General features: G+C 51.7%; 27 protein-coding genes and 1 tRNA gene. 1 reads left to right on the top strand and 27 read right to left on the bottom strand.

Annotation, left to right across the window (positions count from 1 at the left end; genetic code table 11):
- Positions 1-253: 253 nt before the first annotated feature.
- The 26 genes from HGA34_00645 to HGA34_00520 all read right to left on the bottom strand — a co-directional run bounded on the left by HGA34_00645 (position 254) and on the right by HGA34_00520 (position 24,438).
- Positions 254-327 (bottom strand) — tRNA-Val (locus tag HGA34_00645).
- A gap of 5 nt (positions 328-332) precedes the next feature.
- Positions 333-737, bottom strand: a complete 405-nt coding sequence (locus HGA34_00640) for a ribonuclease HI family protein (GenBank protein NTW22036.1) — start codon at positions 735-737, stop codon at positions 333-335.
- Positions 734-2,482 carry a single-stranded-DNA-specific exonuclease RecJ gene (gene recJ, locus HGA34_00635; protein ID NTW22035.1) on the bottom strand — a complete coding sequence of 583 codons (1,749 nt, stop codon included), beginning with the start codon at positions 2,480-2,482 and terminating at the stop codon, positions 734-736. Before recJ ends, HGA34_00640 begins: the two co-directional genes overlap by 4 nt.
- 185 nt (positions 2,483-2,667) lie before the next feature.
- On the bottom strand, positions 2,668-4,449 hold the full coding sequence (gene lepA / locus HGA34_00630; GenBank protein NTW22034.1) for an elongation factor 4: 1,782 nt from the start codon (positions 4,447-4,449) through the stop codon (positions 2,668-2,670).
- Positions 4,450-4,554: 105 nt separating this feature from the next.
- Positions 4,555-4,956, bottom strand: coding sequence for a hypothetical protein (locus HGA34_00625; GenBank protein ID NTW22033.1), 402 nt, complete (start codon positions 4,954-4,956; stop codon positions 4,555-4,557).
- Position 4,957: 1 nt separating this feature from the next.
- Positions 4,958-6,580: a murein biosynthesis integral membrane protein MurJ gene (gene murJ / locus HGA34_00620; GenBank protein ID NTW22032.1), complete on the bottom strand. Its 1,623-nt coding sequence runs from the start codon at positions 6,578-6,580 to the stop codon at positions 4,958-4,960.
- Position 6,581: 1 nt separating this feature from the next.
- Positions 6,582-7,634, bottom strand: coding sequence for an acetate/propionate family kinase (locus tag HGA34_00615; GenBank protein ID NTW22031.1), 1,053 nt, complete (start codon positions 7,632-7,634; stop codon positions 6,582-6,584).
- A gap of 3 nt (positions 7,635-7,637) precedes the next feature.
- Positions 7,638-8,219, bottom strand: a complete 582-nt coding sequence (gene pduL, locus HGA34_00610) for a phosphate propanoyltransferase (GenBank protein NTW22030.1) — start codon at positions 8,217-8,219, stop codon at positions 7,638-7,640.
- On the bottom strand, positions 8,216-9,211 hold the full coding sequence (locus tag HGA34_00605) for a carbohydrate kinase family protein (protein NTW22029.1): 996 nt from the start codon (positions 9,209-9,211) through the stop codon (positions 8,216-8,218). The genes pduL and HGA34_00605 overlap by 4 nt, the downstream gene beginning before the upstream one ends.
- 90 nt (positions 9,212-9,301) lie before the next feature.
- Entirely contained in the window at positions 9,302-10,204 is a 903-nt protein-coding gene (locus tag HGA34_00600; protein NTW22028.1) for a DUF4340 domain-containing protein, read from the bottom strand.
- A gap of 8 nt (positions 10,205-10,212) precedes the next feature.
- Positions 10,213-10,482 carry a thioredoxin family protein gene (locus HGA34_00595; protein ID NTW22027.1) on the bottom strand — a complete coding sequence of 90 codons (270 nt, stop codon included), beginning with the start codon at positions 10,480-10,482 and terminating at the stop codon, positions 10,213-10,215.
- A 3-nt stretch (positions 10,483-10,485) separates the two neighbouring features.
- On the bottom strand, positions 10,486-12,024 hold the full coding sequence (locus HGA34_00590) for a GldG family protein (GenBank protein ID NTW22026.1): 1,539 nt from the start codon (positions 12,022-12,024) through the stop codon (positions 10,486-10,488).
- 9 nt (positions 12,025-12,033) lie between these two features.
- Positions 12,034-12,765, bottom strand: a complete 732-nt coding sequence (locus HGA34_00585) for an ABC transporter permease subunit (GenBank protein ID NTW22025.1) — start codon at positions 12,763-12,765, stop codon at positions 12,034-12,036.
- Between the two features lie 4 nt (positions 12,766-12,769).
- Entirely contained in the window at positions 12,770-13,705 is a 936-nt protein-coding gene (locus tag HGA34_00580) for an ATP-binding cassette domain-containing protein (GenBank protein NTW22024.1), read from the bottom strand.
- 96 nt (positions 13,706-13,801) lie between these two features.
- Positions 13,802-15,532: a hypothetical protein gene (locus tag HGA34_00575; protein ID NTW22023.1), complete on the bottom strand. Its 1,731-nt coding sequence runs from the start codon at positions 15,530-15,532 to the stop codon at positions 13,802-13,804.
- A gap of 103 nt (positions 15,533-15,635) precedes the next feature.
- Positions 15,636-16,760, bottom strand: a complete 1,125-nt coding sequence (locus HGA34_00570; GenBank protein NTW22022.1) for a PDZ domain-containing protein — start codon at positions 16,758-16,760, stop codon at positions 15,636-15,638.
- A gap of 4 nt (positions 16,761-16,764) precedes the next feature.
- A complete protein-coding gene (locus HGA34_00565) occupies positions 16,765-17,274 on the bottom strand; it encodes a hypothetical protein (GenBank protein ID NTW22021.1) in 510 nt (169 codons plus the stop codon).
- A gap of 93 nt (positions 17,275-17,367) precedes the next feature.
- Positions 17,368-17,901 (bottom strand): hypothetical protein, encoded by a 534-nt coding sequence (locus tag HGA34_00560; protein ID NTW22020.1) that lies wholly within the window; start codon positions 17,899-17,901, stop codon positions 17,368-17,370.
- Positions 17,902-18,095: 194 nt separating this feature from the next.
- The gene (gene dnaJ / locus HGA34_00555) at positions 18,096-19,262 is read right to left on the bottom strand and encodes a molecular chaperone DnaJ (protein NTW22019.1); all 1,167 of its coding nucleotides are present in this window, start codon (positions 19,260-19,262) and stop codon (positions 18,096-18,098) included.
- Positions 19,195-19,518 carry a DUF3467 domain-containing protein gene (locus HGA34_00550; GenBank protein NTW22018.1) on the bottom strand — a complete coding sequence of 108 codons (324 nt, stop codon included), beginning with the start codon at positions 19,516-19,518 and terminating at the stop codon, positions 19,195-19,197. The genes dnaJ and HGA34_00550 overlap by 68 nt, the downstream gene beginning before the upstream one ends.
- Before the next feature lie 58 nt (positions 19,519-19,576).
- Entirely contained in the window at positions 19,577-19,879 is a 303-nt protein-coding gene (locus HGA34_00545) for a hypothetical protein (protein ID NTW22017.1), read from the bottom strand.
- Positions 19,880-20,047: 168 nt separating this feature from the next.
- Positions 20,048-21,937 (bottom strand): molecular chaperone DnaK, encoded by a 1,890-nt coding sequence (gene dnaK, locus HGA34_00540; protein NTW22016.1) that lies wholly within the window; start codon positions 21,935-21,937, stop codon positions 20,048-20,050.
- A gap of 131 nt (positions 21,938-22,068) precedes the next feature.
- Complete coding sequence (locus tag HGA34_00535; protein NTW22015.1) at positions 22,069-22,656, bottom strand: CYTH domain-containing protein; 588 nt, start codon at positions 22,654-22,656, stop codon at positions 22,069-22,071.
- A gap of 54 nt (positions 22,657-22,710) precedes the next feature.
- Complete coding sequence (locus HGA34_00530; GenBank protein NTW22014.1) at positions 22,711-23,142, bottom strand: Hsp20/alpha crystallin family protein; 432 nt, start codon at positions 23,140-23,142, stop codon at positions 22,711-22,713.
- A gap of 96 nt (positions 23,143-23,238) precedes the next feature.
- Complete coding sequence (locus tag HGA34_00525) at positions 23,239-23,754, bottom strand: nucleotide exchange factor GrpE (protein ID NTW22013.1); 516 nt, start codon at positions 23,752-23,754, stop codon at positions 23,239-23,241.
- A gap of 3 nt (positions 23,755-23,757) precedes the next feature.
- Positions 23,758-24,438, bottom strand: coding sequence for a hypothetical protein (locus HGA34_00520; protein NTW22012.1), 681 nt, complete (start codon positions 24,436-24,438; stop codon positions 23,758-23,760).
- Positions 24,439-24,654: 216 nt separating this feature from the next.
- Between HGA34_00520 and HGA34_00515 the strand changes: the two genes are divergently transcribed.
- Entirely contained in the window at positions 24,655-24,915 is a 261-nt protein-coding gene (locus tag HGA34_00515; GenBank protein ID NTW22011.1) for a hypothetical protein, read from the top strand.
- A gap of 96 nt (positions 24,916-25,011) precedes the next feature.
- Here HGA34_00515 and HGA34_00510 read toward each other — a convergent pair whose 3' ends face one another.
- Positions 25,012-25,419 carry a hypothetical protein gene (locus HGA34_00510; GenBank protein NTW22010.1) on the bottom strand — a complete coding sequence of 136 codons (408 nt, stop codon included), beginning with the start codon at positions 25,417-25,419 and terminating at the stop codon, positions 25,012-25,014.
- Between the last annotated feature and the right edge of the window lie 160 nt (positions 25,420-25,579).

Raw genomic sequence — 25,579 nt, 5'->3', positions numbered from 1 at the left:
GCCGCATAAACAATTTATTATCAATTGCTGCACCACAAACAAAAAAACACCTTGGCGGGTGTGATTTGTTTGTGGACGATACAGGACTCGAAGGGGCGGAAGCCCCGTCTCTCATGAAAAGTTTTAACCGCAAATAATTTATCTGAACAAGATACCAACAATGATTTTATGGATCTTAACTCATTCCTTTGCAGGTTTTCGCAATCTGATACCGCCACAAACAAAAAACACCCTGGCGGGTGTGTTTTGTTTGTGGACGATACAGGACTCGAACCTGTGGCCTCACCGATGTGAACGGTGCGCTCTAACCAACTGAGCTAATCGTCCGAACTCTACCTATTATCCAGGGCTAAATTCACTAGCTTATCCGCCTCCTGATTCTGCTCTCGCCGAACGTGAGTGTACCTGACCTTGCGAAAGCCGAGACTGGCATTGTATATCTGAACGAACAACGGAGCCAAGTCTTTATTCTTGACCTTATAATTGCCGTTGAGCTGTTCGACTACCAACTGGCTATCCAGGAAAAAATCAACTTCTTTCGCACCCAGCTCCTTGGCCTTTGCAATGGCTGCCACAACGGCTTTGTACTCCGCCTGATTATTCGTGGTCTCGCCGATGTATTCGGAAATCTCCGACAGGACTTGGCGCTGCTCGTCATAAATGACGGCTCCGATAGCGGCTGGTCCGGGGTTGCCTCGCGCGCCCCCATCGGTAAATATGATCAATTTTTCATTCATGCGTTTGATGGCTTCAAGTCGATGATGCGTAGCTGCACCTCCCTTTTGCCGTTGAATTCGTTCAATTCCATATAATAAGCTAGGTCTATTGTATCACCGATTTTCAAATCTGGCCATTCTTCCGCCTGGCCGAAACCGAGAGCGGTCTTGACCTTGGAGGTTGAGTTCCTGAGTTTCAGGCGCAGGTGGCGCCCGTCCCAGCCCAATTTGGCGACGTCGACGATATTGATCTGACGACTTAAGAAAACCGGGCGGGGATTGCCTTCACCGAAAGGAGCGAATCGCTCGATCTGGCTAAGAAAGCTCTCATCAACCAAGGACAAGTCAATCTCGGTCTCGATTTTCAAGCTTGGCTTCAGATCTAGGCCGCCAAGGGTCTTGTTGGCCGCTTCAGTGATGTCCTTGATGAAACGCTCCAGATTTTCCTGGCCTTTGATGCTGAAACCGCAAGCGGCGGCATGACCGCCGTACTTGTGCAACGAATCCTTGACGGCTTCCACTGCCTTGATCAGATTGAACTGATCGATGCTGCGGCCTGACCCTTTGATTTCATCATTGTTTCCGGTTATGACAAGCGCGGGAAGATAGTATTTTTCCGACAACCGCCCAGCCACCAATCCGACCGTGCCCTCGTTCCAGGGTTCGCCCTGTCCGTAGACGCTAGGACTCACCGCAACGATTATCTTGTCAGCGGTCCTCTCTGCCTCGACGTTGGCGATTATCGCCTTCACTATATCTTCAGTCACCTTCTGCCGTTCCTGGTTGCGCTCATTCAGGCCTTGCGCCAATTTCTCGGCCACAGCCTGGTCGCGGGTGACTAGCAATTCGAAAGCGGTATTTGCATGATCCATGCGTCCGGCAGCATTCAATCTAGGTGTCAGCTGGAAACTGACGTTCCAGCTGTCGATCGAGCGTTCGGGGTTGATCTTGGCTATCTTGATCAATTCTTTCAAACCGATCCGACGCGTCTGGTTCAATATCTCGAGACCGCGCTTGACCAAGACCCGATTCTCGCCTACCAAAGGGACGCAGTCGGCGATCGTGCCGAGAGCAACCAAGTCCAGTATCCGCTCTTCCAGCCGAAGCTTCATCTCCTGATCCAATTTCGAGCGCTCGATTATGGCCATAGCTAATTTGGCCGAGACTCCGACGCCGGCCAAATATTTGAATGGGTAGGTTTCCGTTGCCACCATCGGATTGATTACCAAGCAGTCGGGCATCGCCTCGTCCTCGGGCGGCGGAACGTGATGATCGGTAATGATAACTTCGAGGCCGATTGACTTGATATAGGCAACCTCCTCTTTATTGCGGATGCCGTTATCGACCGTAATTATCAATCCAGCGCCATTGGCCGCAATCTCATCGATCGCTTGGCGGTTCAAGCCATAGCCCTCGGAAACGCGATCGGGAATATAGATGTCGGTCTTAGCCTTGAGCGTCGACAGCACCTCCAAGAGACAGGCGGTGGCGGTTACGCCGTCGGCGTCATAATCACCGTAAATAACAATCTTCTTGCCCGCCTTGATCGCCCCGATTATCTGTTCGACTGCGGCTTCGATCTGACTGAACAACGAAGGCGCATGCTTATACGTCAGGTAATCCGACGAAAGAAAGGCCTCAGCCGTCTCTGGTTCGGTAATGTGGCGATTAAACAGGAGTTGTGCGGTTATTTGGTCATAACTCGACAAGGCGTCAGTTGCGGCAGTGGTGATGCTATCACGGAGCTGCCAATGACGTTTTGACATTTTAGCTTATTTTAAAAAATTAATAACTGAATTTGCAACCTTATCTGAAACGAATTATGCGGATTACTGCATGAAGGCGATCCCGACTGACCAAATGACCATTGAAAAAATTACCATCAGGCTGACGATAGCCCAGGCGACTCTGATTTTTCTGCTTCTTTTAGTGTCAAACATAAGTTTGTATGTTATCTTTTTAGAATTTTGACGAATGTGTCGCTCGGGATGTCAACGCTGCCGCGACCCATGGCCATCATCTTCTTCTTGCCCTTCTTCTGCTTTTCCAAAAGCTTTCTCTTGCGGGAAACATCACCGCCGTACAGTTTGGCCGTAACATCTTTGCGCATGGCCGAGATGCGCTCAGCCGCGATCACCTTGCCGCCAAGCGCTGCTTGGAGCTTGATCACGAACATCTGCTGCGGCAGGGTCTCTTTCAGGACCTCGACCACTTCTTTGCCGCGGCGGAAAGCGTCATCGCGATAGACGATGGTCGATAACGATTCGACTATCTCTTCCGCCACCAGGATGTCGAGCTTGACCACGTCAGCCGGGCGATAATCCAAAAATTCATAATTTATCGAGGCATAACCGGAGCTGATGCTTTTTATCTTGTCATAAAAATCGGTCAGGATGGCGCTCATCGGCAATTGATAATGCAGCACCGCCCGCTCCTGGTCCAGATATTCGGTATTCACATACACACCCCGCTTCTCCTGGGCGAAACTCATTATGGATCCTAAATAATCCTTGGGCGTGACCACATCCAGCTTGACCCATGGCTCCTCAAGTTCCTTGATTTCACTCTGCTGAGGCAGGAGCTGGGGACTAGACACGATCAGGGTTTCGCCATTGGTCTTTTCGACATGGTACGAAACGCTCGGCACCGTGACGATCAGATCAAGATTGTGCTCGCGACGAAGACGCTCCTGGAAAATCTCCAAGTGCAGCAAGCCGAGAAAGCCGCAGCGGAAGCCGAAACCGAGGGCTTGGGAATGTTCCGGTTCGTAAATCAGGGCGGCATCGTTGAGCTTCAATTTAGAGATCGCCTCGCGCAAAAGCTGGAATTCGTCCCCTTCCTTGGGAAAGATACCAGCGAAAACCATAGGCTTGGCCTCTTTGTAGCCGGTCAACGGCTGGGCATTCAATGCATCCTTCGAAAGGATTACCGTATCGCCGACTCGGCAATCAGCAACTTCCTTGAAGCCGGTAACGATATAGCCGATCTGGCCGCAGGCCAATTCCTTGGTTGATATGTAATCGGGCTTGAAAATACCGACATCGATCGCTTCGCTTTTAGCGCGAGTGGCAACCAAAGTGATCTTCTCGCCGTTACGGACAGCGCCATCGATGATGCGTACGTAAGCGACCACTCCGCGGTATTCGTCGTAGTTAGAATCAAAAATCAAAGCCCTTAGTGAAGAATCGGGCTTGCCAGCCGGAGACGGAATCCGTGCAATGACAGATTGCAGCAACTCGGTCACGCCCTCGCCGGTCTTGCCCGAGACTGCCAATACCTCATCTTCGGAACAGCCGAGCAATTTCATTATTTCCCTTTTGGTCTTGGGCACGTCGGCTGCCGGCAAGTCGATCTTGTTGACTACCGGGATAATTACCAAATCTTGTTCCATGGCCAAATAAAGATTGGCGAGAGTCTGCGCTTGGATACCCTGAGTGGCATCAACTAGCAAGACAGCGCCTTCGACAGCGGCCAAACTCCTCGAAACTTCATAACTGAAGTCGACGTGGCCGGGGGTATCAATCAGATTAAGGCGATGACCCTGGAACTCCATGGTCACTGGCGCTAATTTTATGGTGATGCCACGTTCACGTTCCAGGTCCATCTTATCCAAAACCTGCTCCTTCATCTTGCGCTTCTCTACTGTCCCGGTCAGCTCAAGCATACGGTCAGCCAGAGTTGATTTGCCGTGGTCTATGTGAGCAATAATGCAAAAATTCCTAATTTTATCCATTTTTTTACCTGAAATCCTCAATAATAAATAAGAGGAGCCAGTTTGGGCCCCTGGTATTTGAGTGACTATATCTTACAAGTTTTATGCCAAACGGTCAAATGGCCCCTAGGCACCGACCTTGTCTACAAATGAGTTCTTATCGAAGTAATCGTCGACCAGCGCTCGAGCTTCGTTCATTACCACGAATTTTTCATGATCTTTATAGCTGGTCAGGATTTCTTCGAGTTCGATATCCAGGATATCTTTAGTCAAGGGCAGGAGCTTGCTATCGGGCTTGACCTCCAGGGCAAACCCGGTCGGCTTATGCTCGTAAAGATTTTCGCTGATCTTTTTCCAATTATCCAAAAGTCCGACAGCCTCCTTGACGCAGCTGCCTGGTTGCAATGTCCGATTCTGCTCAGCCAGATAAATATAGACGGAGTGCATATGGAAAGCCAGATCGCTTGCGAAACGCATAGCGAGTCTCTTCTCTTTCTTGCGATTGTACCACAGAAGTATATTGATCATATCAGATTCCTCGAGCCTCGCCCTGATCTTCGCTTTCAAGCTGTTTCCAGGGCAACCGCCTCTTTAATCCTTGCCAGAACGAATCGAGCTCTTCGCTCTTAAGTATAGCACACGTCCCCGCGTAAACCAGCAATCCGATCATGCCGGCCGTGAAGCCTTGAGTAAAGACACCCAGGCCAGTCTGCATGTCGATGAATGGCAGAAGGATAATCTTGACATACTGCGCTACCAGCATGGCCGTCAGGCCAGCCGCCACGAACTTCGAAGATGAGAGCAGGATCTTGCGGCCGTCCAAGCCGTCAAGCTGCCGGCTCAAGATGGTCCAGAGCATCAGATAATTGAAGACGTTGGCGATAGAAAAAGCCAACGCAATGCCGGCAACTCCTAGGGTCCTCGATAGCCAGAGAGAAAGAATTATATCCATAAGCACCGAGGTGATTCCGATATAGAAAGGGTGCTTGCTGTTCTGACGGGCGTAGAACATCCGCACCAGCAAAGGGATGCTGGCTTGAGCGAATAAAGAAAAGCTGAAGAAGGTCAAAGCTTCGATAGTAAACACCGTATCTTCCCAATTGAACTGCCCCCAGCCGTAAAGGACACGGACGATCTGGGCGCGAAGGACCCAGACCAGCATAGTCGAGGGGATGATAAAGAAAAGGATCTGCCGCTGGGTGTTGGAAAATATCTCGACAAGGCCCTTGCGGTCCTTGGCTTTGGACGAGAGCAGCGGGAATACGGCTGTGGCGAACGAGATGCCGAAGATACCTATGGGAAAAGACTGGATATTATTAGCTAGATTAAAAACGGTCAGCGAGCCTGAGGCCAGGGTGCTTGCAATGGCCGTACTGACCAAGAGGTCGACTTGGGAGATTGCCAAAGACATAGTTCGAGGCACCATCAAGCGTCCTAATTTCCGGACAGATGGTTCCTTCCAGCCCAGCCTCGGACGATATTTGAAGCCCAACTGGATGGCAGTCGGCAGCTGGATGGCAAAATGGAGGAAGGCGCCGATAACCACGCCCCAGGCCAAGCCATAAGTTCCCCAAATAGGCACCAGCCAGACTGCTCCGGCAATGATACCGAGATTATACATGATCGGCGCAAAAGAATAGACTAGAAATCTCTTGAACGACTGAAGGACGCCGCCGATGACTCCCGACAGGCCAAGAAAGAAGGGGGAAAGGAACATAATCCTCGTCAGGTTGACCGTCTGGTCAAGTTTTTCGGGCGAAAACCCGGGAGCGAAAGCTTCGGCCAGGGGGCGGGCGAAGATGATGCAGATCGTTGAAATCGCAATAAGCCCCAGAGCGAGGATGTTGATTATGTTACTAGCCAGAAGCCAGGCTTCATTATTCTTACGTGTGTCGTTCTCATCCTTGAGCAGATCGGTAAACAGGGGGATGAAGCCGGCTGAGAGGGCGCCCAGCACGAGAAGATTGAAAACCAGGTCAGGCACCCTGAAAGCGGCATAATAGACATCAAGAGTGTCGCCTGCACCGAATTGCCCAGCCAGGATGCGGTCGCGTACCACGCCGAGAAAACGGGAAAACAATGAAGAAAAGGCAACCAGGATGGCTGCCGTCGTCACGCTATTCGTCTGGTGTGAAAAAATCCTTTTCAGCATCTTATCTGGCAATGGTTAATTTTACTTTGCGGGCGATATTCAGCTCTTCGTTAGTATTGATGGCAAGAATAGGTAGGGAGGACAGGTGGCGGAGCTTGCGCATGACTGCTTGCCGGGTTGCCGGGTTGCCGGCTCCGATCGCTCCGGTAAAGACGATTGCGTCTACGGCTCCCTCCAAGACCGCATAGTAAGCTCCGATATATTTGGCAATGCGGTAAGTGAACACATCGAATGCCGCCAGCGCTGCGGGCTGGCCCAACGAGACTTCTCTCAGCAGATCGCGGAAATCGCAAATGCCTCCGGTCAGCCCCTTCCAGCCAGACTCTTCGTTGATTAGGCGATAAACTTCGCCGACCTTATCCTCGTTGATCTCACCTGGCAGCAAGTACATCAATTCGATGACCAACCCAGGGTCGATATCTCCGGTGCGGGTCTGCATCATCAAGCCTTCAGCCGGGGTGTAGCCATTCGAGATATCGACCGGCCTTCCCTGCTTTATAGCCGCGACCGAAGAGCCGCCGCCAAGGTGGCATGATACCAGATTGATCTTGTCCGTCTTTTTGCCGAGCTGGGCCGATGCTTCACCCATGGCATACTCATGGCTCAAGCCATGGAAGCCATAGCGGCGTATATGATATTTACTGGCGATATCTCGCGGCAAGGCATAAGTTTTGGCCTGATCCGGCAATTCGCTGAAAAAACCTGTATCGAAAACCGCTATCTGAGGCGCTTGCGGCAAAAAATCCGCTACGGCCTCGATGCCGGCCAGGTTGTGCGGGTTATGCAGCGGAGCCAGATAATTGAGCTCTGATAGTTCATTCATCACCGCCGAGGTAACGATGGTCGGCCGGGAGAATTGCCAGCCGCCATGGACCACGCGATGGCCGACAGCTTCGATATCGCCAAAAGCGACCACCTGGCGCAGAAGCTGTTTGATGTTTGATTTGAAATCCTTTTCAGCGAACTGGCCTCCCGCCAACTCTGTCTCATCGGCGGCAAACAGCTTGTATTTGACCGAGGTCGAACCTGAATTAAGGACTAAGACATTGGACATAAGTTAGAAGATTATTTCAGCAGTCGTGCCAGGTTCGGCTCCGGCAGCGTTTCCTTCGTCGACGTCAAGATGCAGATGCCAATCGTAATTATCAGACACCTTGAACATGACATTCTCATACACTACCGCTCGAGGGCCGCCAATCCTGGCTTTGACGAACTGGCCATGCTTGACGGAGAGCTCTTCGGCGCGTGACGAGGAGCAATGGATATGGCGATATGCCAAAACCACGCCCTCTTCCAGCTTGACGGTACCGTTCGGCCCGATCAGGGTAATCCCTGGCGTGCCCTTGATGTCGCCGCTCTCACGGATAACCGGGATCAAGCCTAAAAAATAGGAATCTGTCCTTGAGACTTCAACCTGGCTGTAGCTTCTGACGGGACCGAGCACCCGGACCCCTTTCATGGTGTTTTTCTCGGTCTGGATATCCAGGACTGCGCTTGAGGCGAATTCTCCAGGCTGGGAAAGCGGCTTGATGGGTGACAGTTCATAATCCTCACCGAAGAGTTCAGCTAGGTGTTCAGCAGTGAGATGGATGTGTCTTGCCGACACTTCGACCGGAACGGTCAGGTTGTTTTTTTTCATATCGATAATTTTACTAAATCAGCCTTTCTTATCAAGCCGTTCTGCGCTCCCTTGATCGAAGCCACTCGAGCGGCATTGTTAGCTGCCAGTTTCATCGCTCTCGCCAGATCATCCTTATATATAATTAGGCCGGCGACGACTGACGATCCGAAAGCGTCACCCACGCCCACGGTATTGATTTTCCTTTTCAAGTTGATGGCTTTGACCTTGTACGCCTTGCCATCACGCCAAGCAGTAGCGCCCTTGCCGCCATTAGTGACGATGGCAACCTTCGGACCCCACGAAGAAATGATCTCCGCCATTTTGGCCGGATCATCGAAGAATGACAGAGGTTTTCTCTTGTAGGCCTGTTCGGAGATGACCAGTTCCCTGGCCTCATCCAAATTAAGCACGACCAGCTCCGTCTTCTTAAGATACTTGGCCAACGCCTTCTTGCCAGCAGCAAGCTGCGTGTGGCCTGGATTCCAGGCAATTTTAGGACCGTCGACTGAGAATAACTTATCCAAGAACTGCTTCCAATCTCCGGATAGCGAAGTCAGATATACCCATTGGGATTTTTTGAGCTGTTTGGCCGTGCTGGGGTCGATATCCAAAAACGAGTTGGCGCCACGGACGGAAAATGAGATATGTTCGTTGTCGGGACCGACGATGATCGGCGAAAAGCCGCTCATCTGGCCCTTGACCGTCTGTACTAATCGATGGTTTATCTTTTCGCTTTTCAGGTGGCGGACGATCTGCGATCCTCGCTCATCATTTCCGACCGCTATTCTCGAGGCGGTTTTGAGTCCCAGCCTGGCAAACGAGACCGCTGCATTGGCTGCGCCGCCCCCGAACGCCAATTCGACCTTGTCTACCGCTAATTTTGCTCCGTATTCGAAACCGAGAAGTTCCTGGCGCAGAACGTCATGCTTATTGTCGATCAGTACGCCTTCATGAGTGAACAATGTCATGTCTTCAGTCGCGCCGCCGACGGTGACCACGTCATATTTCATAATGATTTATATTAATTCATTATACCGATTATACCATTTATACGGCCAAATATAAAGCCAGGCACTGTTCGGTGCCTGGCTTAGAAGCTGCTATTTCAATTGGTCCGGTTTCTTACTCAGTTCGTCGCGGTCGGCTTTAGCTATGAGATAAATCAAGTCATTATCCCCCCTCTTGGCGTAGAATTGCCCTTGGCCGTCCTCTTTGCCGATCATCAAAGTGCTATCCAGTCCATCGCCAGTAACCTGGGCGATGAGAGAGGCTTTGTCAAGACCGGTCGGCTTGAAATCCTGGGCCGGAATTTTGGCGGCAGTCAGCTCGGTCAGGCGAGCTATCACTTTTGCGACCTTGTCCTTGTTCAACTTGTTTTTGCCATCAAACCAGTCTTCACCCTTCTTTTCCAAAACATACTGCTTGTCCTGGAATTGCAAGCGGACCTTCTGAGCCTTAGTTGCGTCGCCGCCCTTGAAGATTGCCAGGTCACGCCAATCCTCAGCCATGAAGACTGACCAGAGATTTGCCTGGACGGTCCGATAGGTGTTGTCATCGTCCTGACGGCTGATATATGAGCTCGAATAATCGCTCGACATCTTGCCGATTACGACGGTCGTCTTGTTGTCCCTTTGATAGAATGAGACTTCGATTCCGCTGCTGTCGGTCTGGAATTCCGATTTACGATCCTTGTTAGTGCTGGCCAATTCAAACTGATTCTTCTGGGCGGCTTTGAGCTGAGTGATCATTTGTTCGATAGCACCCGAACTAGCGTTAACCGCTTTCTTGTCAGTACCGACTTTCCAATCATCGCCCTGCTTTACTAAGACGGTCTTGGCCTTGCCGATCTCAACCTTATCAATCTTGCCGAAATCCACATCCGAAAGGAAATTTTTCGGCTGTCCAGCTTTCTCGCGCCAGGACTTGATCGGCCCGTTGTAGGCGAACCCTAGACCGACAAGAACCAATAAAATAGCCGCTAAAACCAGGTTATTTTTCTTCATAGATTTAATTAATGAGATAGATTGTTCTTGATTTCATCGAAAAGTTCAGCTTTGTCTTGCATACCGACTCGACGCATTATTTCTTCTCCTGATTGGGACAAGTAGATCGTAGTCGGGACGGTGGTGATGCCGAAGGCCTTGGCTTGATCGGCCTGGTCATCAAAATCGTACTCTTCAATGGCCAAATCAGGATATTGCTGGCGCACTTCCTGCCACATCGGACGCATCACGATGCAATCGGCGCACCACATGGCTGTAAATTTGATAATTCTGATCATGCGTTATTCGGTTTCCGGCTGACGCTTGTTGCGTCGACGGGCATAATAGCGATACAAGCCGAAGCCGACGGCTAAAAGCGTGATACCAAAAACGTTGCCGTAACGGATGGCTATCTTGGAGCTGTCAGAAAGCTGTTCCTTCAGCGGATGGCTCGAAATGGCCTTGGCGCGGATACCGATCAGCTGTTCATCGAGACCGAGGTAATCGACCATATTCTGGAAGAACGCCAGGTTGTCACCGGTGTCCAGTAAGCCGTCCTTCAAGAAATCGCTGTCGCCAACGATGATGAGCCTCGCCTTGTCTGTCGATCCCTGATCATAAGGGCTCTTCAGCTTGCCCTGGACTGCGGCGGCCAATGTGTATTGGTCGGCGCTATCAGCCGTAGGAACCTGGTCAGGACGCAGATTGAAGTTGCTGGTCGCATGCCAGGCGCGGTTGGTGGTCTTAGCCAGATAAGCGACCTGATTCTGAGTGGCCACCTCCTGGCTGATGCTGATGCTCGAGGCCCACGGCAGGACTATGCTCTGAAGGCGCGAAACGACCGGGTTGGATTTATCCAAGCCGTTCGTGACCTTGGGCCAGAATGGATATTCGATATTGAAAGTCATGAAACCCTGATTGAATGACGCCATGCCGGCCGAAACATCCAGCACCAAATCCTTGTTCAAGGTGACGCCGTAACCAGACAGCAACTCTTCCATGCCCAACTCATTCTTGCTGGCAGATAATCCGTTATCGATCTTGACGCCGTCAACCAAGAGAAGCAGGCTGCCGCCGCCCATGACGAACTTATCAATAGCCTTGAGCTCATCTTTGGTGAATTTTTCCTTCGGCCCGGCGATAACGAGAGCCTTGATGGTTGAAGGAATAGTCTTTTCCGTCTTCAGGTCGACAACCTGGACCTGATAAAGCTCTTTCAATGCCTTATCGGCCTTGGTCGCTTCCTTTTCCCATTCCAGCGTACCATGGCCTGCCAGAGTGCCGATAACAATCGGTTCCTTGGCGGTTAATTTCTTGATATCCGAGCTGACCAGGTATTCGAAGTTGCTGACATCTTGCAGAACTGGTACGACCTCAGACTTGTCGCCGTAGCTCAGAACCATGCCCATATAGCCATTGACCACTTGGTATTTGTCTTTTTCCAAGACATTGAACTGGATCTCAGGAATTCCCTTTGAACGCAGCTCCGAGAGGACCTCCTTATCCTTCAGGGGGTCGATGACCTGAACCTTGATTTTGCCCTTGGAGTAATTCTGATACTCATCCAAAAGGTCAAGCACCTCCTGTTTCAAGCTGATGTACTGGCTTGGAAGATTGCCGCTGAAATAGACCTTGATATTGATGATGTCCGGCAATTCCCGCGCCAAATCCTTGCTGGCCGAAGAAAGCGAGTAGTTCTTGTTGTTGGTCAAGTCAAAACGGTGGAAAAGCTGATAAGAAAAGAAGTTCAGGGCGGCAATGACGCCTAGGACCAGTAAGACGTTCAAACCGAAACCGGCCTGCTTCTGCCACTTGGTGATTTTGTTTATCTTTTGCATCATATGTTTGCCTTATTGCCAATTACGCTGCGAGATGACCCGAGCGTTCAGCCAGAGGAAGAAAAAGATGAAGGAGAAATAATACAACAGGTCCTTCGTATCGATTACGCCCTTGGCGATGTTATAAAAATGGCTGCCGAGACCGAGGAACTTCATGATCGGAGCCGCGAATTGAGGTGCGCTAATAAGCACGAAATCGGCTCCGACGACAAAGAAGCCGAAACAGCCGGCCAGTGCCAAGACGAAGGCGATTATCTGATTCTTGGTCATGGCTGAAATGAAGAGTCCGAGGGATAGATAGGCTCCAGCCAGGAGCAAGGCCCCCAGATAGCCGCCGACAACCGGGCCGACTTCCAAATCGCCCAAGTAGCTGACAGTCACTGGCAGCGACAGGCTCAGGAGCAACGCGGCCGCAACGAAAGCCAAGGCCGAAAAGAACTTGGCCAGCACAGCCTGCCAGTCGGTTATCGGCAAGGTCAGAAGGAATTCGATCGTGCCGGATTTTTTCTCCTCGGCCCAAAGGCGCATGGTTATGGCCGGAGAAAGGAAGAGGAACAGCCAAGGCAGGATCGCGAAATAATCGCGCATGCTGGCCTGGCCGATCAGAAAGAAAGAGTTGAAATAGAGCCAGTTGCCGACGATGAGGTACGCGCCGATAAAGATATAGGCGATCGGCGAATTGAAGTAGCCCCAAAGCTCCTTCTTGCCCAAGACGTAAATCGTTTTTAGATATTCCTTATTCATACGCTTAGTGGTTAATTGCGGTTAAGGTGCGGAAGACGTCTTCGAGAGAGTGCTGCTTCTGGGTGAATTCGACGATTCCCCAGCCGGAATTGATAACGACGCGCATCACGGCTTCTCGCGGATCGTGGCCGTCGACCGGCTCGATTTCCAGATTCACGATGCCGTCCTCGAAGCGCTTGACTTCGACTCGGGCGACTGATTCGACTCCGCGGATCTTCTCAACCACGTCGAATTGGTCGCCGCGCACGGATAGCGTCAGGAATTCCTTGACGCCGGACTTGGCTACTAGCTCGCTCGGACTGCCCTCGCCGACTATCTTGCCGTTGTTGATGATGATGACCCGGTCGCAGGTCGCACTGACCTCCGATAAGATATGTGTTGAAAATATGACTGTTTTTTCTTTGCCCAGACGCTTGATCAGGTCGCGGATCTCGACGATCTGATTCGGATCAAGCCCGGTCGTCGGTTCGTCCAGGATCAGGATTTCCGGATCATGGATGATGGCCTGGGCCAAGCCGACACGCTGGCGGAACCCCTTGGACAGCTCATCTATCGGCCGATGCAAAACCTTCTCCAGGTTGCACAGCTCGGCTACCTCCTTGATGCGGGATTTTATCTTATCGGAATCAACCTGTCTCACCTCCGCGATGAAACGGAGGTATTCATCTACCCGCATATCATCATAAAGCGGGACGTTTTCAGGCAGATAGCCAATCTTCTTGCGGGTCTCAAGCGAGTGGTCGGCGACATCGAGGCCGTCGATCGAAACGCTGCCGCTGGTCGCACCCCAGAACGAGGTGATGATTTTCATGGTGGTGGTCTTACCGGCACCATTTGGCCCTAAAAAGCCAAGGATTTCCCCCTTGTTGACCGTAAAACTCACCTGGTCCAGCACTTTGGCCGTGCCGAACTTCTTTACCAGATCTTTGATTTCAATCATAGTTTTAGGCTTTTATACAAAGAAATCCGCAAAATAGTGGATTTCTTTGATATTATACTCTATTCAGTTTTGAAGCGCAAGAATTTCCTAGGCTTTTTACTGTTTTGACGAAGCGGTATTGTTGAAATCATTCGCCTCGATAAGCACGCCTTTCGTCGTGTCCGTGACTGATGAGGCGTCGATCTTTACTACGTGCTTGGTAATCCTGAAACCGCCGGTGCCGTATTTCTTGAAGATTTCAGTCATATCGGTCTTGACCTCGCCCAGCGAGCCTTTGTTGAGCCAGCCTGATTTAGAGGAAAGATAGCCGATGGCCGCAGTGGTGCTGGCTTTGCCGCCAGCGATGAAACTGATACGGAAAGCGACCCTGACCGTAGTAGAACCGATATAGGCCGGGGCGCCCTGATTTGTCACATTAGCTACTGCGAAATATTTAGGCTGGGTAACGGCTGGACTGCAATAACCGAGCTTGGTCAAGCCAAGTGAGGCGTTCGTTACCTTCTGCTGTTCGCTGATCTCGACCTTGCTGTTGCCGTCAATATCGACACAGCACATATTGACCGGTTTCAGTACCCCCAGGTACGCCTGAGTCATCAGGGTGGCGTCATTCGCAGTCACTTTTCCGTCATGATCAAGGTCTCCCTTCAATTGCCCTGGGTAGCAAGCGAATGGGGTCGAGCTGGAAATGACCTTTGGCATCAATGGCAGGTTTTCCTTGACGCCAAGAAGTCTCGGGTTGCTGATTGAAAAATCCGGCTTGCCGATGGATTTATAACCGACCCAGTTGTTGTTGCTCAGATTGGATTCGATAAACCCGTCATACGGTGGATTATAAGGATTCTGCAATGGCAGATCGATGCCGTTGATAACGCCGCCATTAAGGTTGTCCCTGGCCCAGATATAATTGAAATTCACCTGAGCCTTTAGGCTTAAGCCGGTCAAATCTTTGGCATTCAAGGGCAAGGGCAAGATGGCCTCAGTCTCAAAACCGCTCTTGAATCTCGGCATGATCGCTCCTGTCGACGAGGCCGATTTAACGACCACGCGGTAACCGGACTTTACCTTATTCTTGTCGATGGTCCTCAGAGCAACCAACAGATTCCTTGGATCAAGGCCGGCATAGTTGGAATTATAATTCTTAAGGTCGCTGATACTATAAGCTGGGCCGCCGATATTCTTGATCTTTACTGCTGCGGCATACTGCTGATTGGTGGCCGCATTGCTTTGGATTACCCTGACATCGGTGACGACGAAGTCGGGCATCGATTCCAAGGCGCGGCCATCTTTGATTTCGAAGGTTTTAGTGAACTTTTTGTAGAGGCTGTTATCCGCCAGCCATTTGGAGTTAGGCATGATACCCGCTTGGACATACAAATATGGCGTCGATGTCGGGATAATCAAAGAGGCGCCAGCAAGCCCTCTGTAGTCTGGGGCCGGAGCTGCCACGCCGGGCGAATAGGTAAAAGCCGTAATCGGGTTGGCGGGGGTGTAGGCGACGGCATATTCAGCGCCAGCCGCCAGCATCGGGAACTCCCTGACTGCGACCGTTCCATAGCCGCTGCTATCATTTATATTTAGCATGATTGCCGGGGTCGTGGTGGTGTTGTTAGGAGTCATGGCACCGCCCTCGTTCTTGACCATCAAATAAACGCGGTAGTTATAGCCGTAATTGTCGCGGCCCAGATATTCGAGCCTGATGCCTGTCGGCTTAAGCAGAGGAGCTGGCGGCGGCGTGGCGGCGCCTTGAGTCACATTAAAAGAGATTGCGAAAATAGCAATCATGAAAAGCGCAAGCAGACTTTTGCGCTGGAGATAAGTTCTGCTCATAAGCATGAAAATGAGCTGGCTCATTTTTAGTTAGTTATAGTCCCTCCGGAAGCCCGGATGGACAGATGATTCAATTATAGCAAAAATTGCACTTCGGGTGAAATTACAGCTTGAACTCGTCCAGGGTAACGGCCGCTTTGATCGTCTTGCCATTCCTCCAGATTTTAAGGTTCAGTACATTGCCCGGCTTGAACTTCTGGGTCACGGACAGGAGGGTGTTACGGCCTTCGATCTTGGTGCCATTGGCTTCGATTATGATATCCCCCGCTTTTATTCCGCCTTTCTCGGCCGGAGAACCTGTTGCGACTGCCGGCTGGCCACTACCGCCATTATCAACCAAAGCGCCGTTGGACAAGGTCAGTTTCTTTTCCCTAGCGATATCCGGCGTAATCATGACATAACGGACACCCAGTCTCGGTCTGACTATTCGGCCGACTTCACGGGCGCTCTTGATGACCGGTTTGGCATCGTTGACCGCGATGGCGAAGCCGATCGATGAGCCTGAGGCGTCGACAGCGACATTGATGCCGACCAGCTTACCCTCCAGGTCGATCAGCGGCCCGCCGGAATTGCCGAAATTGATTTCGGCATCGGTCTGGATCACGTTGCCCAGGTTCTCAGGAGAACCAGCTTGATCGCTGGCTATGATATCGCGATTCAAGCCGCTGACGATGCCCTTGGTAACGCTATTCTGATAAACGCCGAGCGCGTTGCCGATGGCGATGACCGAGATTCCTGGGGCCAATTTGTCGCTATCGCCCAATTCGACGAATGGCAGATTCTTATCGAAAATCTTCAGGATAGCCAGATCGTTCAGCGGGTCCTTGCCGATAAGCTGGGCGTAATACTGTTTGCCATTCTGCATAATGACCTTATACTCGGCTTTGCTCGCATCCTGGACCTCGATGACATGCTTATTAGTCAAAAGCAGGCCGTCGGAAGAGATCAGGAAGCCTGTGCCGGAGCCGACTTTTTCTTTTCTGCTTTCGGTCGTGGAAGTACCGCTGCCCAAGAGGATCAACGGTGTTTTCACGTTCTGATACACATCGATATTGACCACGGCCGGCGAAACCTTTTTGATCGCCCGCACCGTCGCTTCTTGCTCATCAAGCCGCAGATTATCGGCCTCAAGCGCCGGCCGCGAAGGCACGGACAGCAGCAACCCCAGAGACAGGCCGAAAACAAATAGCGCTGCGCTTGATATCAATTTGATCCTTAAATTTTTCATATGATTATTTCCTTTCTTCTTCTTCATTGTGCGAGTAGCTGATAAAGGGGCCTCCCCGCCTGAATAATTTCGGGTTGCCATTATCTGCCGGCTCACGTATCTCTGCAGCCTTCTCAACCGGTGTTTCGACAGGCCGTTCTTTGAGTTTCGGATAAGCGGGGGCGAAAAGCGGCAGGTCGAACTCGCGTGCCAATCTGGCCATTTCATAATTAACATCCTTTTGCGCTTTGCGCCGAGCAGCCGGCTCATCGCTGACGCCAGCCACCTCCCGATAATGGGCCAGTGCTATGACCTGGTCATAGGCGTCAAAACCCTCGCCGCTTTTTTTCAGCTCGGTCAGCAGGCGGGGCAGGTCGAAATCCTTTTTGTCTTTGTCCGCGATAGCGAGTTTTTCCTGCAAGAATAGCCTTATGGCCGCCAAAAAGGCAGGTGAAAACCTGCCCTCCAATTTAGACTCGACTGCCGGTTTTTCCTTTTTCGGCTGATTGAATAATTCTAATTGCTCTTCAAACATATAATCAGTATAAGACCGATTAAGCGTGCCGTCCAGAGCAAAAAAATAGGGCCGCTTTGATAGCGGCCCGGTTCGTTAAGATGGGTTTGTTACTTAGTGCATGGTTTCATTGCCTTCGCGGTGAATCTGGCAGCCTTTGGCGCAAGCGGCGCCGGGCACTTCTTGTGCGCTCATGGCGGCGCCGGCCACTGCTTCGATTATCGAAGCTAGGGCGGCTGGCGATTTGAGCTGCACTTCGATGACATGAATCTGGCCACGCTCCTCGGGGATGATCACTTTCCATCCTTTACTGACGTCAAGCGGTTTGTCCCAGTTGTCGAGACGGTCGTGGATGGAGAAGAACATCCGCTCTTCGACCCGATCGCGCTTCGATGCCAGCACCCTGATTTCCGCCTCGGCCGGACCGACCTCGTTGGACTTGAGGTGGCCGCCCTTGATGGCCTCGCGAAGCTCTTTGATCCGCTGGTCGAGGCGCATCATGACAGTGAAGGCGCACTTCTCGAAATGATTCATCTTCTCGATCGGCTCGAACGTTCCTTCGGCCATCTGCGGCTCGATAAAGTCTTCGGGCCGGACGGCTCTGATCTGGTCCATTAAAGGACCGGGGCTGCATGCGCAATTTTCCATCGTCTTTTCCTCCTGTGGGTTACCCTGCGAAAAACGGGCATATTTAGTTGCCTATGTGCAGACAGTGAAATTTCAAATTAACGAGTTTATAATATAACCTTAAAATGTATTTTTGTCAATAATACGAAGACTTGTATCCTATTTAACAAAAAATCCTCAGGAATATGCTTCTCGAGGATTCTTTAAAATCGCTATTACAGGCCCAATTCTTCCAATAATTTCCTTTGTTGCCGGTTGAGCCCTGTCGGCGTCTTTACGACAACCGTTACCAAATGGTCTCCGCGGCCGCGGCCGTTAAGCTTCGGCACGCCCCGTTCGCGCAAGATAAAAACCTTGCCCGACTGAGTTCCATCGGGAATTTTCAGTGTCACTTCCCCGTCAACCGTCAGGACCGGCACCTTGTCTCCCAAGGCGGCTTGAACCATCGTGATTTCAATCTTGGAAATGATATTATCGCCTTCACGGGTGAACTTCTTGGAGGGGACGACTCGGATGCGCAGATACAGATCGCCTGCTGGCGCGCCATGCGGCCCGGCTTCGCCTTGCCCAGTCAGACGGATCGTCTGGCCGTCATCGATGCCGGCCGGTATCTTGACGCTGAGCTTATCGACTTCCTTGGTCACGCCCAAGCCGTCGCACTTACTGCATTTCTTCGAAGGGATCTTGCCTTCGCCGCGGCAAGCCGAGCAAGCCGTCTGAGTCTGGATATTGCCCAAAATAGTCCTCTGCACTCGAGTAACGCGCCCAGTGCCATGGCAGGTTGAACATGTCTCGATCTTGGCTCCTGGTTCGGCGCCGTTGCCATGGCAACGATCGCAGGCCTTAAGGCGCTTGAGCTGCAATTCCCTCTCAAGGCCGAAAATCGCTTCTTCGAATTCTATAGTCAGGGTCATCTCCAGGTCCTGACCGCGGCTCTGGCGCTTGCTGCGCCCGCCACCACCGAAGCCGAACATCCCGCCGAACATATCGCCAAGGTCATTCAGGTCGAACTCTACTCCATTCTGGCCATTGAAGCCCTGAGCGAAACCGGAAAAATCCCGAAACCCCTCGAAGCCGTTGAAACCGCCAGCTCCCTGAGCCTGCTCGAAATTCGAGCCGAAGCGGTCATACTGGGCGCGCTTGTTAGCATCGCCCAACACCTGATAGGCCTCGTTGATTTCCTTGAATTTAGCTTCATCGCCATGCGGTTTATCCGGATGAAACTCATGCGCCTTCTTGCGGAAGGCCTTCTTGATGTCGTCCGGTGATGCGCCCTTGTCGACGCCTAATATATTGTAATAGTCTTTGCTCATCTTATTCTTTGAATCCGATTTCCTTATTAGTCTCCGGCGCTTCCTCGATCTTGCCGAATTTGGTCTCATAATCCTCAACCAGCTTGCTCATCAAAACGGCAATGCGCTTGAAGTGTCCCGGATTGGTGATAATTTTGGAAACCACTCGGCCGCTGGTGCCGGAGATGGTGATGAAATTCAAGTGGAACTCATCTTTGCTCGGCGTACTGACCTGCATCAGATTAGCATACTCGGCCCCAGGGATGTTGTCAGCGATCTGAATTTCTTGCCTGCCTCCCGGCTGGGATGGCGTTGGCTGAGGCTGGGGTTGCGCTTGGTTTGACATGGGAATATTTTAAAATTTAATTGACGAGGTCGGGGCATGCTTACACATGCCCCATAGCTTAAGCTTCATCCTCTTCGCCATCTTCGGGCGAAAGAAGTTTGAAAAAGATCCAGATCGTCTGCGGCACTCCGAGAAAAAGCATCATGAGGCCTTCCTTCGGACCACCTTCCTTAAAAGCTCCTGCGATGGAGCCGTACGATTGCCTGATCATCCAGATGTTAGCCGCCATGTACAGGGTGGCTAACGAAACAATGGTCGTCATGACCCAATGACCCAAGAGCACCGGTGCCGAAGCCTCGAATAAGGCTGCGAACAGGTTCCAGACTCCGTTTCCGAATTCACCGAACGCGCGTGATTCCATGTGCTGACCTCCTTGGCTGAGAGTTTGACATCTTAATCAGAAACAAGAATGAATTCCACTACCGCCCTGTTGGCTGTCGTTTTCATGGAAGCTCCTTTTGGTATGGAATGAACAACTAACCTTCTCAAGCGATTGCCCGAACGCGAGTTCGGGCAATCTATGAGAATATTAATTCACGACTTCGCCTTCGACCGGACCTTCGTCCTTCTTCGGCTCTTCCCCGCCTGGGGCGGAGCTGTCACCTGCTGCCTGTCCGCCCTGGGCGGAGTACATGGCCGCGCCAATCTTCTGTGCGATATTTGAAAGCTCTTCCATCTTGGTCTTGAGCTCTTCGGCATTCTTGGACTCTTTAGCCTTCTTGATCTCCTCGAGCTTGGCCTCGAGCTCAGTCTTGTCCTCCGGCTTCATCTTGTCACCGGATTCCTTCAAGAGTTTTTCCGTAGTGAATATCAAAGAATCAGCCTGGTTCAAGGTCTCGATCTCATCCTTCTTCTTCTTGTCCTCGTCGGCATGCAGCTCGGCTTCCTTCTTCATCTTCTCCACCTCGTCCTTGGAGAGGCCGGACGAAGCAGTGATAGTGATCTTCTGTTCCTTGCCGGTCGCCTTGTCCTTGGCGTGGACATTCAAGATACCGTTAGCATCGATGTCGAATTTGACCTCGACCTGCGGGATGCCGCGCGGTGCCGGCGGGATGCCGTCAAGGATGAAGCGACCCAGCGACTTATTGTCAGTCGCCATCGGGCGCTCGCCCTGGAGGACATGGATCTCGACCGATGGCTGATTGTCAGCGGCTGTCGAAAAAGTCTGCGACTTGGAAGTCGGGATGGTGGTGTTGCGCTCGATGATCGGCGTGGCCACCCCGCCCAGGGTCTCGATGCCCAGGGTCAATGGAGTGACATCCAAGAGCAGGACATCTTTGACGTCGCCCTGCAAGACGCCGGCCTGGACGGCTGCACCCAAAGCCACAACCTCGTCCGGATTGACGCCCAGATGCGGCTCCTTGCCGAAAAATTCCTTGACCTTGGCGAGCACCAAAGGCATGCGAGTCATGCCGCCGACCATAACGACCTCCTGGATCTGCGAAGCGGTCAAGCCTGCATCCTTCAGGGCGTTCTTAGTCGGTTCCAGGGTCTTCTCTACCAGGTCCATAACCAGCGACTCGAGCTTGGCGCGAGTCATCTTCATGACCAAGTGTTTCGGCCCGTTGGCATCGGAAGTGATGAACGGCTGGTTGATTTCGGTTTCCATAGCAGTCGACAGCTCGATCTTAGCCTTCTCAGCCGCCTCTTTGATCCGCTGCAAGGACAAGGTGTCCTTGCTCAGATCGATGCCTTGGTCTTTCTTAAACTCTTCAATGATCCAATTAATAATACGCAGATCGAAGTCTTCGCCGCCTAAATGAGTGTCGCCGTTGGTCGACTTGACCTCGACGGTATCGGCCGAGATGTCCAGGACCGAAACGTCGAAGGTGCCGCCGCCCAAATCGTAGACCACGATCTGCTGGCCGGCCTTCTTGTCGAAACCGTAAGCCAAAGCAGCCGCGGTCGGCTCATTGATGATGCGCTTCACCTCCAGGCCGGCGATCTGGCCGGCATCCTTGGTGGCCTGGCGCTGGGCATCGTCGAAGTAAGCCGGGACGGTGATGACCGCCTCGGTGATCTTTTCTCCGATCTTGGCCTCGGCATCAGCCTTCAGCTTGGACAGGATCATGGCGGAAACTTCCTGCGGTGAATATTCCTTGTCGCCCATGACGACTTTGACGCCTTCGCCGGATTTGACGATCTTATAAGGCATCACGCCTAGGTCGCGCTGAACCTCGCTATCTTCGAAGCGGCGGCCGATCAGGCGCTTGACCGCATAGACGGTGCTCGCCGGATTGGTCACCGACTGGCGCTTAGCAGCCAAGCCAACCAAACGTTCGCCAGTCTTGGAGATGGCGACGATCGACGGCGTCGTGCGCGCGCCCTCAGCGTTTTCGAGGATCTTCGGTTGGCCGCCCTCGATGATGGCCATGGCACAGTTGGTCGTGCCCAAATCGATTCCTAAAATCTTTGCCATATTGTTTTTACTAATTATTTAAAATTATTTTTTGCTCTGAGCTAGCTTGATGTTCAGCATTATTTTTTCTGCGCATACGTACTCGTCTAAGCAGAAAAAATAATGCTGAATGTCGAGCGGGGTTGTTCGGATTAAGAACGGTTTTTGACGAACGGATTTTCCATTTCAAAAGTTATCTTCGGCGTGCGGTTATTGATTTCATCCAAGGCGACGCCGTATTTCAGCTTGTACAGATAGCCGACAGCGCAGAACAGCGCCTTGCTGTAATCGAAACCGAGCTGCTCGCTGACGTGGCGCACGGCCGTCTCCGATTCGCCCTCGACTTCGACCAAAGGCTCGATGAACGGCCACTCATCGATAGTGATCTCGACGCCATCCAGCCGCCAAAGCTCGCGCCGTGTCTCCTGGTAAGCCTTCTTCGTGCAGCCGACGGTCAGTAGGAACTTCTCCGCTTCGCCAAAACTGTCTACCGTCAGACAGATTTCCTTCTGGTCGGTTATCGTATCGCCATCGACGACCTTAAGGCTCATCGTCACCTTATCACCCTCGTCGCGCACGCGCAGCCAGCCGCCGTAGATATCGTGCCCCTCAGGAAACTTGAAGGTGACCCGCTTTTGCATGAACTCCGGCCTGACCAATTCGGCTCCGGCCAGGCGCAGACGCTCGCGCACCTCGTCCTTCTCGACCGGAAAAAAAGTCGCTTCGTATTCGATGTTCATAATTATCGGCTTAACTCTTGGCCGGAACATCTCCGGCCAAACGGAAACCGGCGATTATTTCTTCTTGGTCTGGATCTTGATATTCCTTGGCTTGGCTTCTGGGGCCTTGGGAATGGTGATTTTAAGAACCCCGCCATCGGCTTCGGCCGAAGCCTTCTCGCCGGAAACGTGGGTCGGCAGCGGAATCGAACGGTAGAAGCTGCCGCGGCGGATTTCCTTGCGGTAGTAATTCTTCTCGTCGATCTCGCTCTTCTTCTCGCTCTCCCCCTTGATCGACAAGATGTCGTTCTCGATCGAGATGCTGACCTGATCCGGGTCGATGCCGGCCAGCTGCGTCTCGACTATGATATTGTCCTTATCCTCATACATGTCGACCGCCGGCATGAAGCCACCGCCCATCGAACGGGTGCTAGGCAGGAAATCGTTAAACATCTTGTCCATCTCCTCGAACGGCTCGAGCATCGGAGCCCATTTGATGATTGCCATAGATTTTTGTGGTCCGTTTCCCGCGCTCGGCGGTTGGCGGTCCGGTTAAAAATTAATGGTGTTATTCTAAAACTCGCTTATTAACTAATGGTTAAACTATTCCTGGACGGCTTTTTCGTAAATTACGACCCGTGCCGGGGTGATGACTTTGCCATGGAGCAGGTAGCCGGCCTTGATTTCTTTGGCGACCACGTCATCCTGCTCGTCCGTTTCTGCCGGCTCGGTTCCGACCGCCTCCATCAGGTTATGGTCGAACTTCTCGCCAATCGTCTTGATTTCGGTCACGCCGTGCTTGGCCAAGACTTCCTGGAACTGCTTGATGACATACTGCACTCCGACCAGCCAGTTGCTCTTCTCTGCGGCGGCGTCGATATGGGCAAGCGATAATTTCAGGTGATCATAGACCGGCAGGAATTCATGTATCAGCTGCTCGTTAGCGTATTTGGCGAACTCGTGCTTGTCCTTGGCCGTCTGTTTCAGAAGATTCTGATAATCGGCTAACGCCGTCTTGTAGCGATGTTCCAGTTCATTGAGCTCGGTTTCGCAAGGCTCGCACCGTTTGTGGTCGTGCCTTTTCTTAGTTTCCTCTTTATCGTGCTTTTTCGTTTCCATAGGTTATGCTAAATGTTGTTTGATAAATCTGACCAAAGATAGGTTGCGCTCATAATTCATGCGCATCGGCCCCAAGATACCGAAAAGTCCGGCATGATCGCCGATGCGGTATTTGACGATGATAGTCGAACACAGCGGACTGAAGGGATTATCGGTGCCGACAAGCACTGTCGGCTCAAAAGGGATCTCGTTAAAAATATGATCGATGATCTCGTCGACGCTATCGATGATGGCCGAGACATCGTAGATCAGGCCCGACTCGCGGAACTCCGGCTGCGACAGGAAGTTGGCCACGCCGGTATAGAACAGGTTGTTGCGGTGGAAGGCCCAGAAGACGGCAGCGTTGCTGGCTTGCGCCAATGCCTTGGCCACCTGTTTCAATCCGGCCTCGTCGCGCTGCTCCAAGAGCTTGGATAATATCTCCGCCTCGATCTCGCTGACTTTCTTCTCGCGAAGACTTTCCAAACAATGGCGATAGGCCTTCTCCGTCGGGATGCGTCCGGCCGAGGTGTGCGGCTGCGCTATGTATCCGGTATTCTCCAGCTCCGCCATCTCGTTCCTGACCGTAGCCGAGGAAACACCGAGCTTGTACTTGGACACCAAAGCTTCTGACCCCACGGGTTGTCCGGTCTTGATGTGTTCCTTGACTAAGGTTTCGAGTATTTGTTCGGTCCTTTTATTCATAAAATATCCTTCCATTGCTGATTGTACCGCAGCTAGCACTCAAGTGTCAAGAGTGCTATGTACTATATTTGTTTTTGGCTAAAATAAAGGTAAAAAATGCGTATATTTTCAATAATTTGCCGCCGCCTTTTACAAATTTTATCAAATGTGCTATAATATAATTATCTAGTGCTCATTGCATGGGTTTAGGCTAAATCACCTTCAAGGAGGTGTTTCATGTCAGATATGACTCTCATCAGGGAATGCCAGCATTGCAAGCGCGTTTACGGCTGTCACGACGGCCACAACGCAAACGATTGCATCTACTGCAACAGCTTCTCAGGCTGCAATCTGAGAACCAAGACCGAATTACCGGTCACCAACGGCATCTGCTCCTTCTGCATTCCCCACGCTCTTGCCGCCGCCAAAATCGGCTCCACCTTCGTCCACTACCGTGAACTCCAATTCAAGCCCCAACGTCAACCCCAACTAGCCTAACCCTGCCTCTAATCGCCGACCAACCCATCTGGTCGGCTTTTTTTTGCAAAAAAAAGACGGAGCCGATAGTTCGGCTCCGCAAGATTCATGCCGCGTCTAGGCGGCTAAGGCATGTGTGTAGTTGTTCGCGATGTCCGTGGCATAGATCGCCAAGGCGGATACTGGCAGTTCGTCGGCCCGCATCTTGGTGAACGAGTCACAGATCAGATCCAGCTCGATGCATTCCTCGATCACATCGAGAACCTTTTCCCGCAAGCGGTCATCAGTCTCTTTGTGCAGCCATTCAGCCAAAAGGTTAACCACTCTTCTTCCCTTGATAGACAACAGACCCTCGATAGCACGCTCCCGCTGAGCCGCGTCTCCGAGACGCAACAGCTGGGAAAAATGTTCAAACTGCATGTTAAGCAACCTCCTTCGGTTATTTGCCAGCTCGTCTGCGCGACGAGCCAGGTCTTCTTCGTTATACCGCTTGATTCTCGACAGCCATGATTCATCCTTCGTCACACACACCTCCATTGAAGTTAAAGAACAGAGAAACAAAAAAGAACAGCTTGACTCACCTCCCTTCTTTCGAGTTCCCGAACGATAAAAACGCCCATTAATGGCCGTTTTTTCGTTTGAGTCAAAAATTATTTATATCACAACTCGAGGATATTGTCAACAC

This window comes from Candidatus Falkowbacteria bacterium (assembly GCA_013336275.1).
Taxonomy (GTDB): Bacteria; Patescibacteriota; Patescibacteriia; order Patescibacteriales; family GWE2-39-37; genus JAAXUA01.
This window is presented reverse-complemented; position numbering and strand designations above follow the sequence as displayed.

Excerpts from the sequence above, each read along its gene's own strand:
- HGA34_00640 (NTW22036.1), bottom strand. The coding sequence starts at position 737 with ATGAATGAAAAATTGATCATATTTACCGATGGGGGCGCGCGAGGCAAC.
- recJ (NTW22035.1), bottom strand. The coding sequence starts at position 2,482 with ATGTCAAAACGTCATTGGCAGCTCCGTGATAGCATCACCACTGCCGCA.
- lepA (NTW22034.1), bottom strand. The coding sequence starts at position 4,449 with ATGGATAAAATTAGGAATTTTTGCATTATTGCTCACATAGACCACGGC.
- HGA34_00625 (NTW22033.1), bottom strand. The coding sequence starts at position 4,956 with ATGATCAATATACTTCTGTGGTACAATCGCAAGAAAGAGAAGAGACTC.
- murJ (NTW22032.1), bottom strand. The coding sequence starts at position 6,580 with ATGCTGAAAAGGATTTTTTCACACCAGACGAATAGCGTGACGACGGCA.
- HGA34_00615 (NTW22031.1), bottom strand. The coding sequence starts at position 7,634 with ATGTCCAATGTCTTAGTCCTTAATTCAGGTTCGACCTCGGTCAAATAC.
- pduL (NTW22030.1), bottom strand. The coding sequence starts at position 8,219 with ATGAAAAAAAACAACCTGACCGTTCCGGTCGAAGTGTCGGCAAGACAC.
- HGA34_00605 (NTW22029.1), bottom strand. The coding sequence starts at position 9,211 with ATGAAATATGACGTGGTCACCGTCGGCGGCGCGACTGAAGACATGACA.
- HGA34_00600 (NTW22028.1), bottom strand. The coding sequence starts at position 10,204 with ATGAAGAAAAATAACCTGGTTTTAGCGGCTATTTTATTGGTTCTTGTC.
- HGA34_00595 (NTW22027.1), bottom strand. The coding sequence starts at position 10,482 with ATGATCAGAATTATCAAATTTACAGCCATGTGGTGCGCCGATTGCATC.
- HGA34_00590 (NTW22026.1), bottom strand. The coding sequence starts at position 12,024 with ATGATGCAAAAGATAAACAAAATCACCAAGTGGCAGAAGCAGGCCGGT.
- HGA34_00585 (NTW22025.1), bottom strand. The coding sequence starts at position 12,765 with ATGAATAAGGAATATCTAAAAACGATTTACGTCTTGGGCAAGAAGGAG.
- HGA34_00580 (NTW22024.1), bottom strand. The coding sequence starts at position 13,705 with ATGATTGAAATCAAAGATCTGGTAAAGAAGTTCGGCACGGCCAAAGTG.
- HGA34_00575 (NTW22023.1), bottom strand. The coding sequence starts at position 15,532 with ATGAGCAGAACTTATCTCCAGCGCAAAAGTCTGCTTGCGCTTTTCATG.
- HGA34_00570 (NTW22022.1), bottom strand. The coding sequence starts at position 16,760 with ATGAAAAATTTAAGGATCAAATTGATATCAAGCGCAGCGCTATTTGTT.
- HGA34_00565 (NTW22021.1), bottom strand. The coding sequence starts at position 17,274 with ATGTTTGAAGAGCAATTAGAATTATTCAATCAGCCGAAAAAGGAAAAA.
- HGA34_00560 (NTW22020.1), bottom strand. The coding sequence starts at position 17,901 with ATGGAAAATTGCGCATGCAGCCCCGGTCCTTTAATGGACCAGATCAGA.
- dnaJ (NTW22019.1), bottom strand. The coding sequence starts at position 19,262 with ATGAGACCAAATTCGGCAAGATCGAGGAAGCGCCGGAGACTAATAAGG.
- HGA34_00550 (NTW22018.1), bottom strand. The coding sequence starts at position 19,518 with ATGTCAAACCAAGCGCAACCCCAGCCTCAGCCAACGCCATCCCAGCCG.
- HGA34_00545 (NTW22017.1), bottom strand. The coding sequence starts at position 19,879 with ATGGAATCACGCGCGTTCGGTGAATTCGGAAACGGAGTCTGGAACCTG.
- dnaK (NTW22016.1), bottom strand. The coding sequence starts at position 21,937 with ATGGCAAAGATTTTAGGAATCGATTTGGGCACGACCAACTGTGCCATG.
- HGA34_00535 (NTW22015.1), bottom strand. The coding sequence starts at position 22,656 with ATGAACATCGAATACGAAGCGACTTTTTTTCCGGTCGAGAAGGACGAG.
- HGA34_00530 (NTW22014.1), bottom strand. The coding sequence starts at position 23,142 with ATGGCAATCATCAAATGGGCTCCGATGCTCGAGCCGTTCGAGGAGATG.
- HGA34_00525 (NTW22013.1), bottom strand. The coding sequence starts at position 23,754 with ATGGAAACGAAAAAGCACGATAAAGAGGAAACTAAGAAAAGGCACGAC.
- HGA34_00520 (NTW22012.1), bottom strand. The coding sequence starts at position 24,438 with ATGAATAAAAGGACCGAACAAATACTCGAAACCTTAGTCAAGGAACAC.
- HGA34_00515 (NTW22011.1), top strand. The coding sequence starts at position 24,655 with ATGTCAGATATGACTCTCATCAGGGAATGCCAGCATTGCAAGCGCGTT.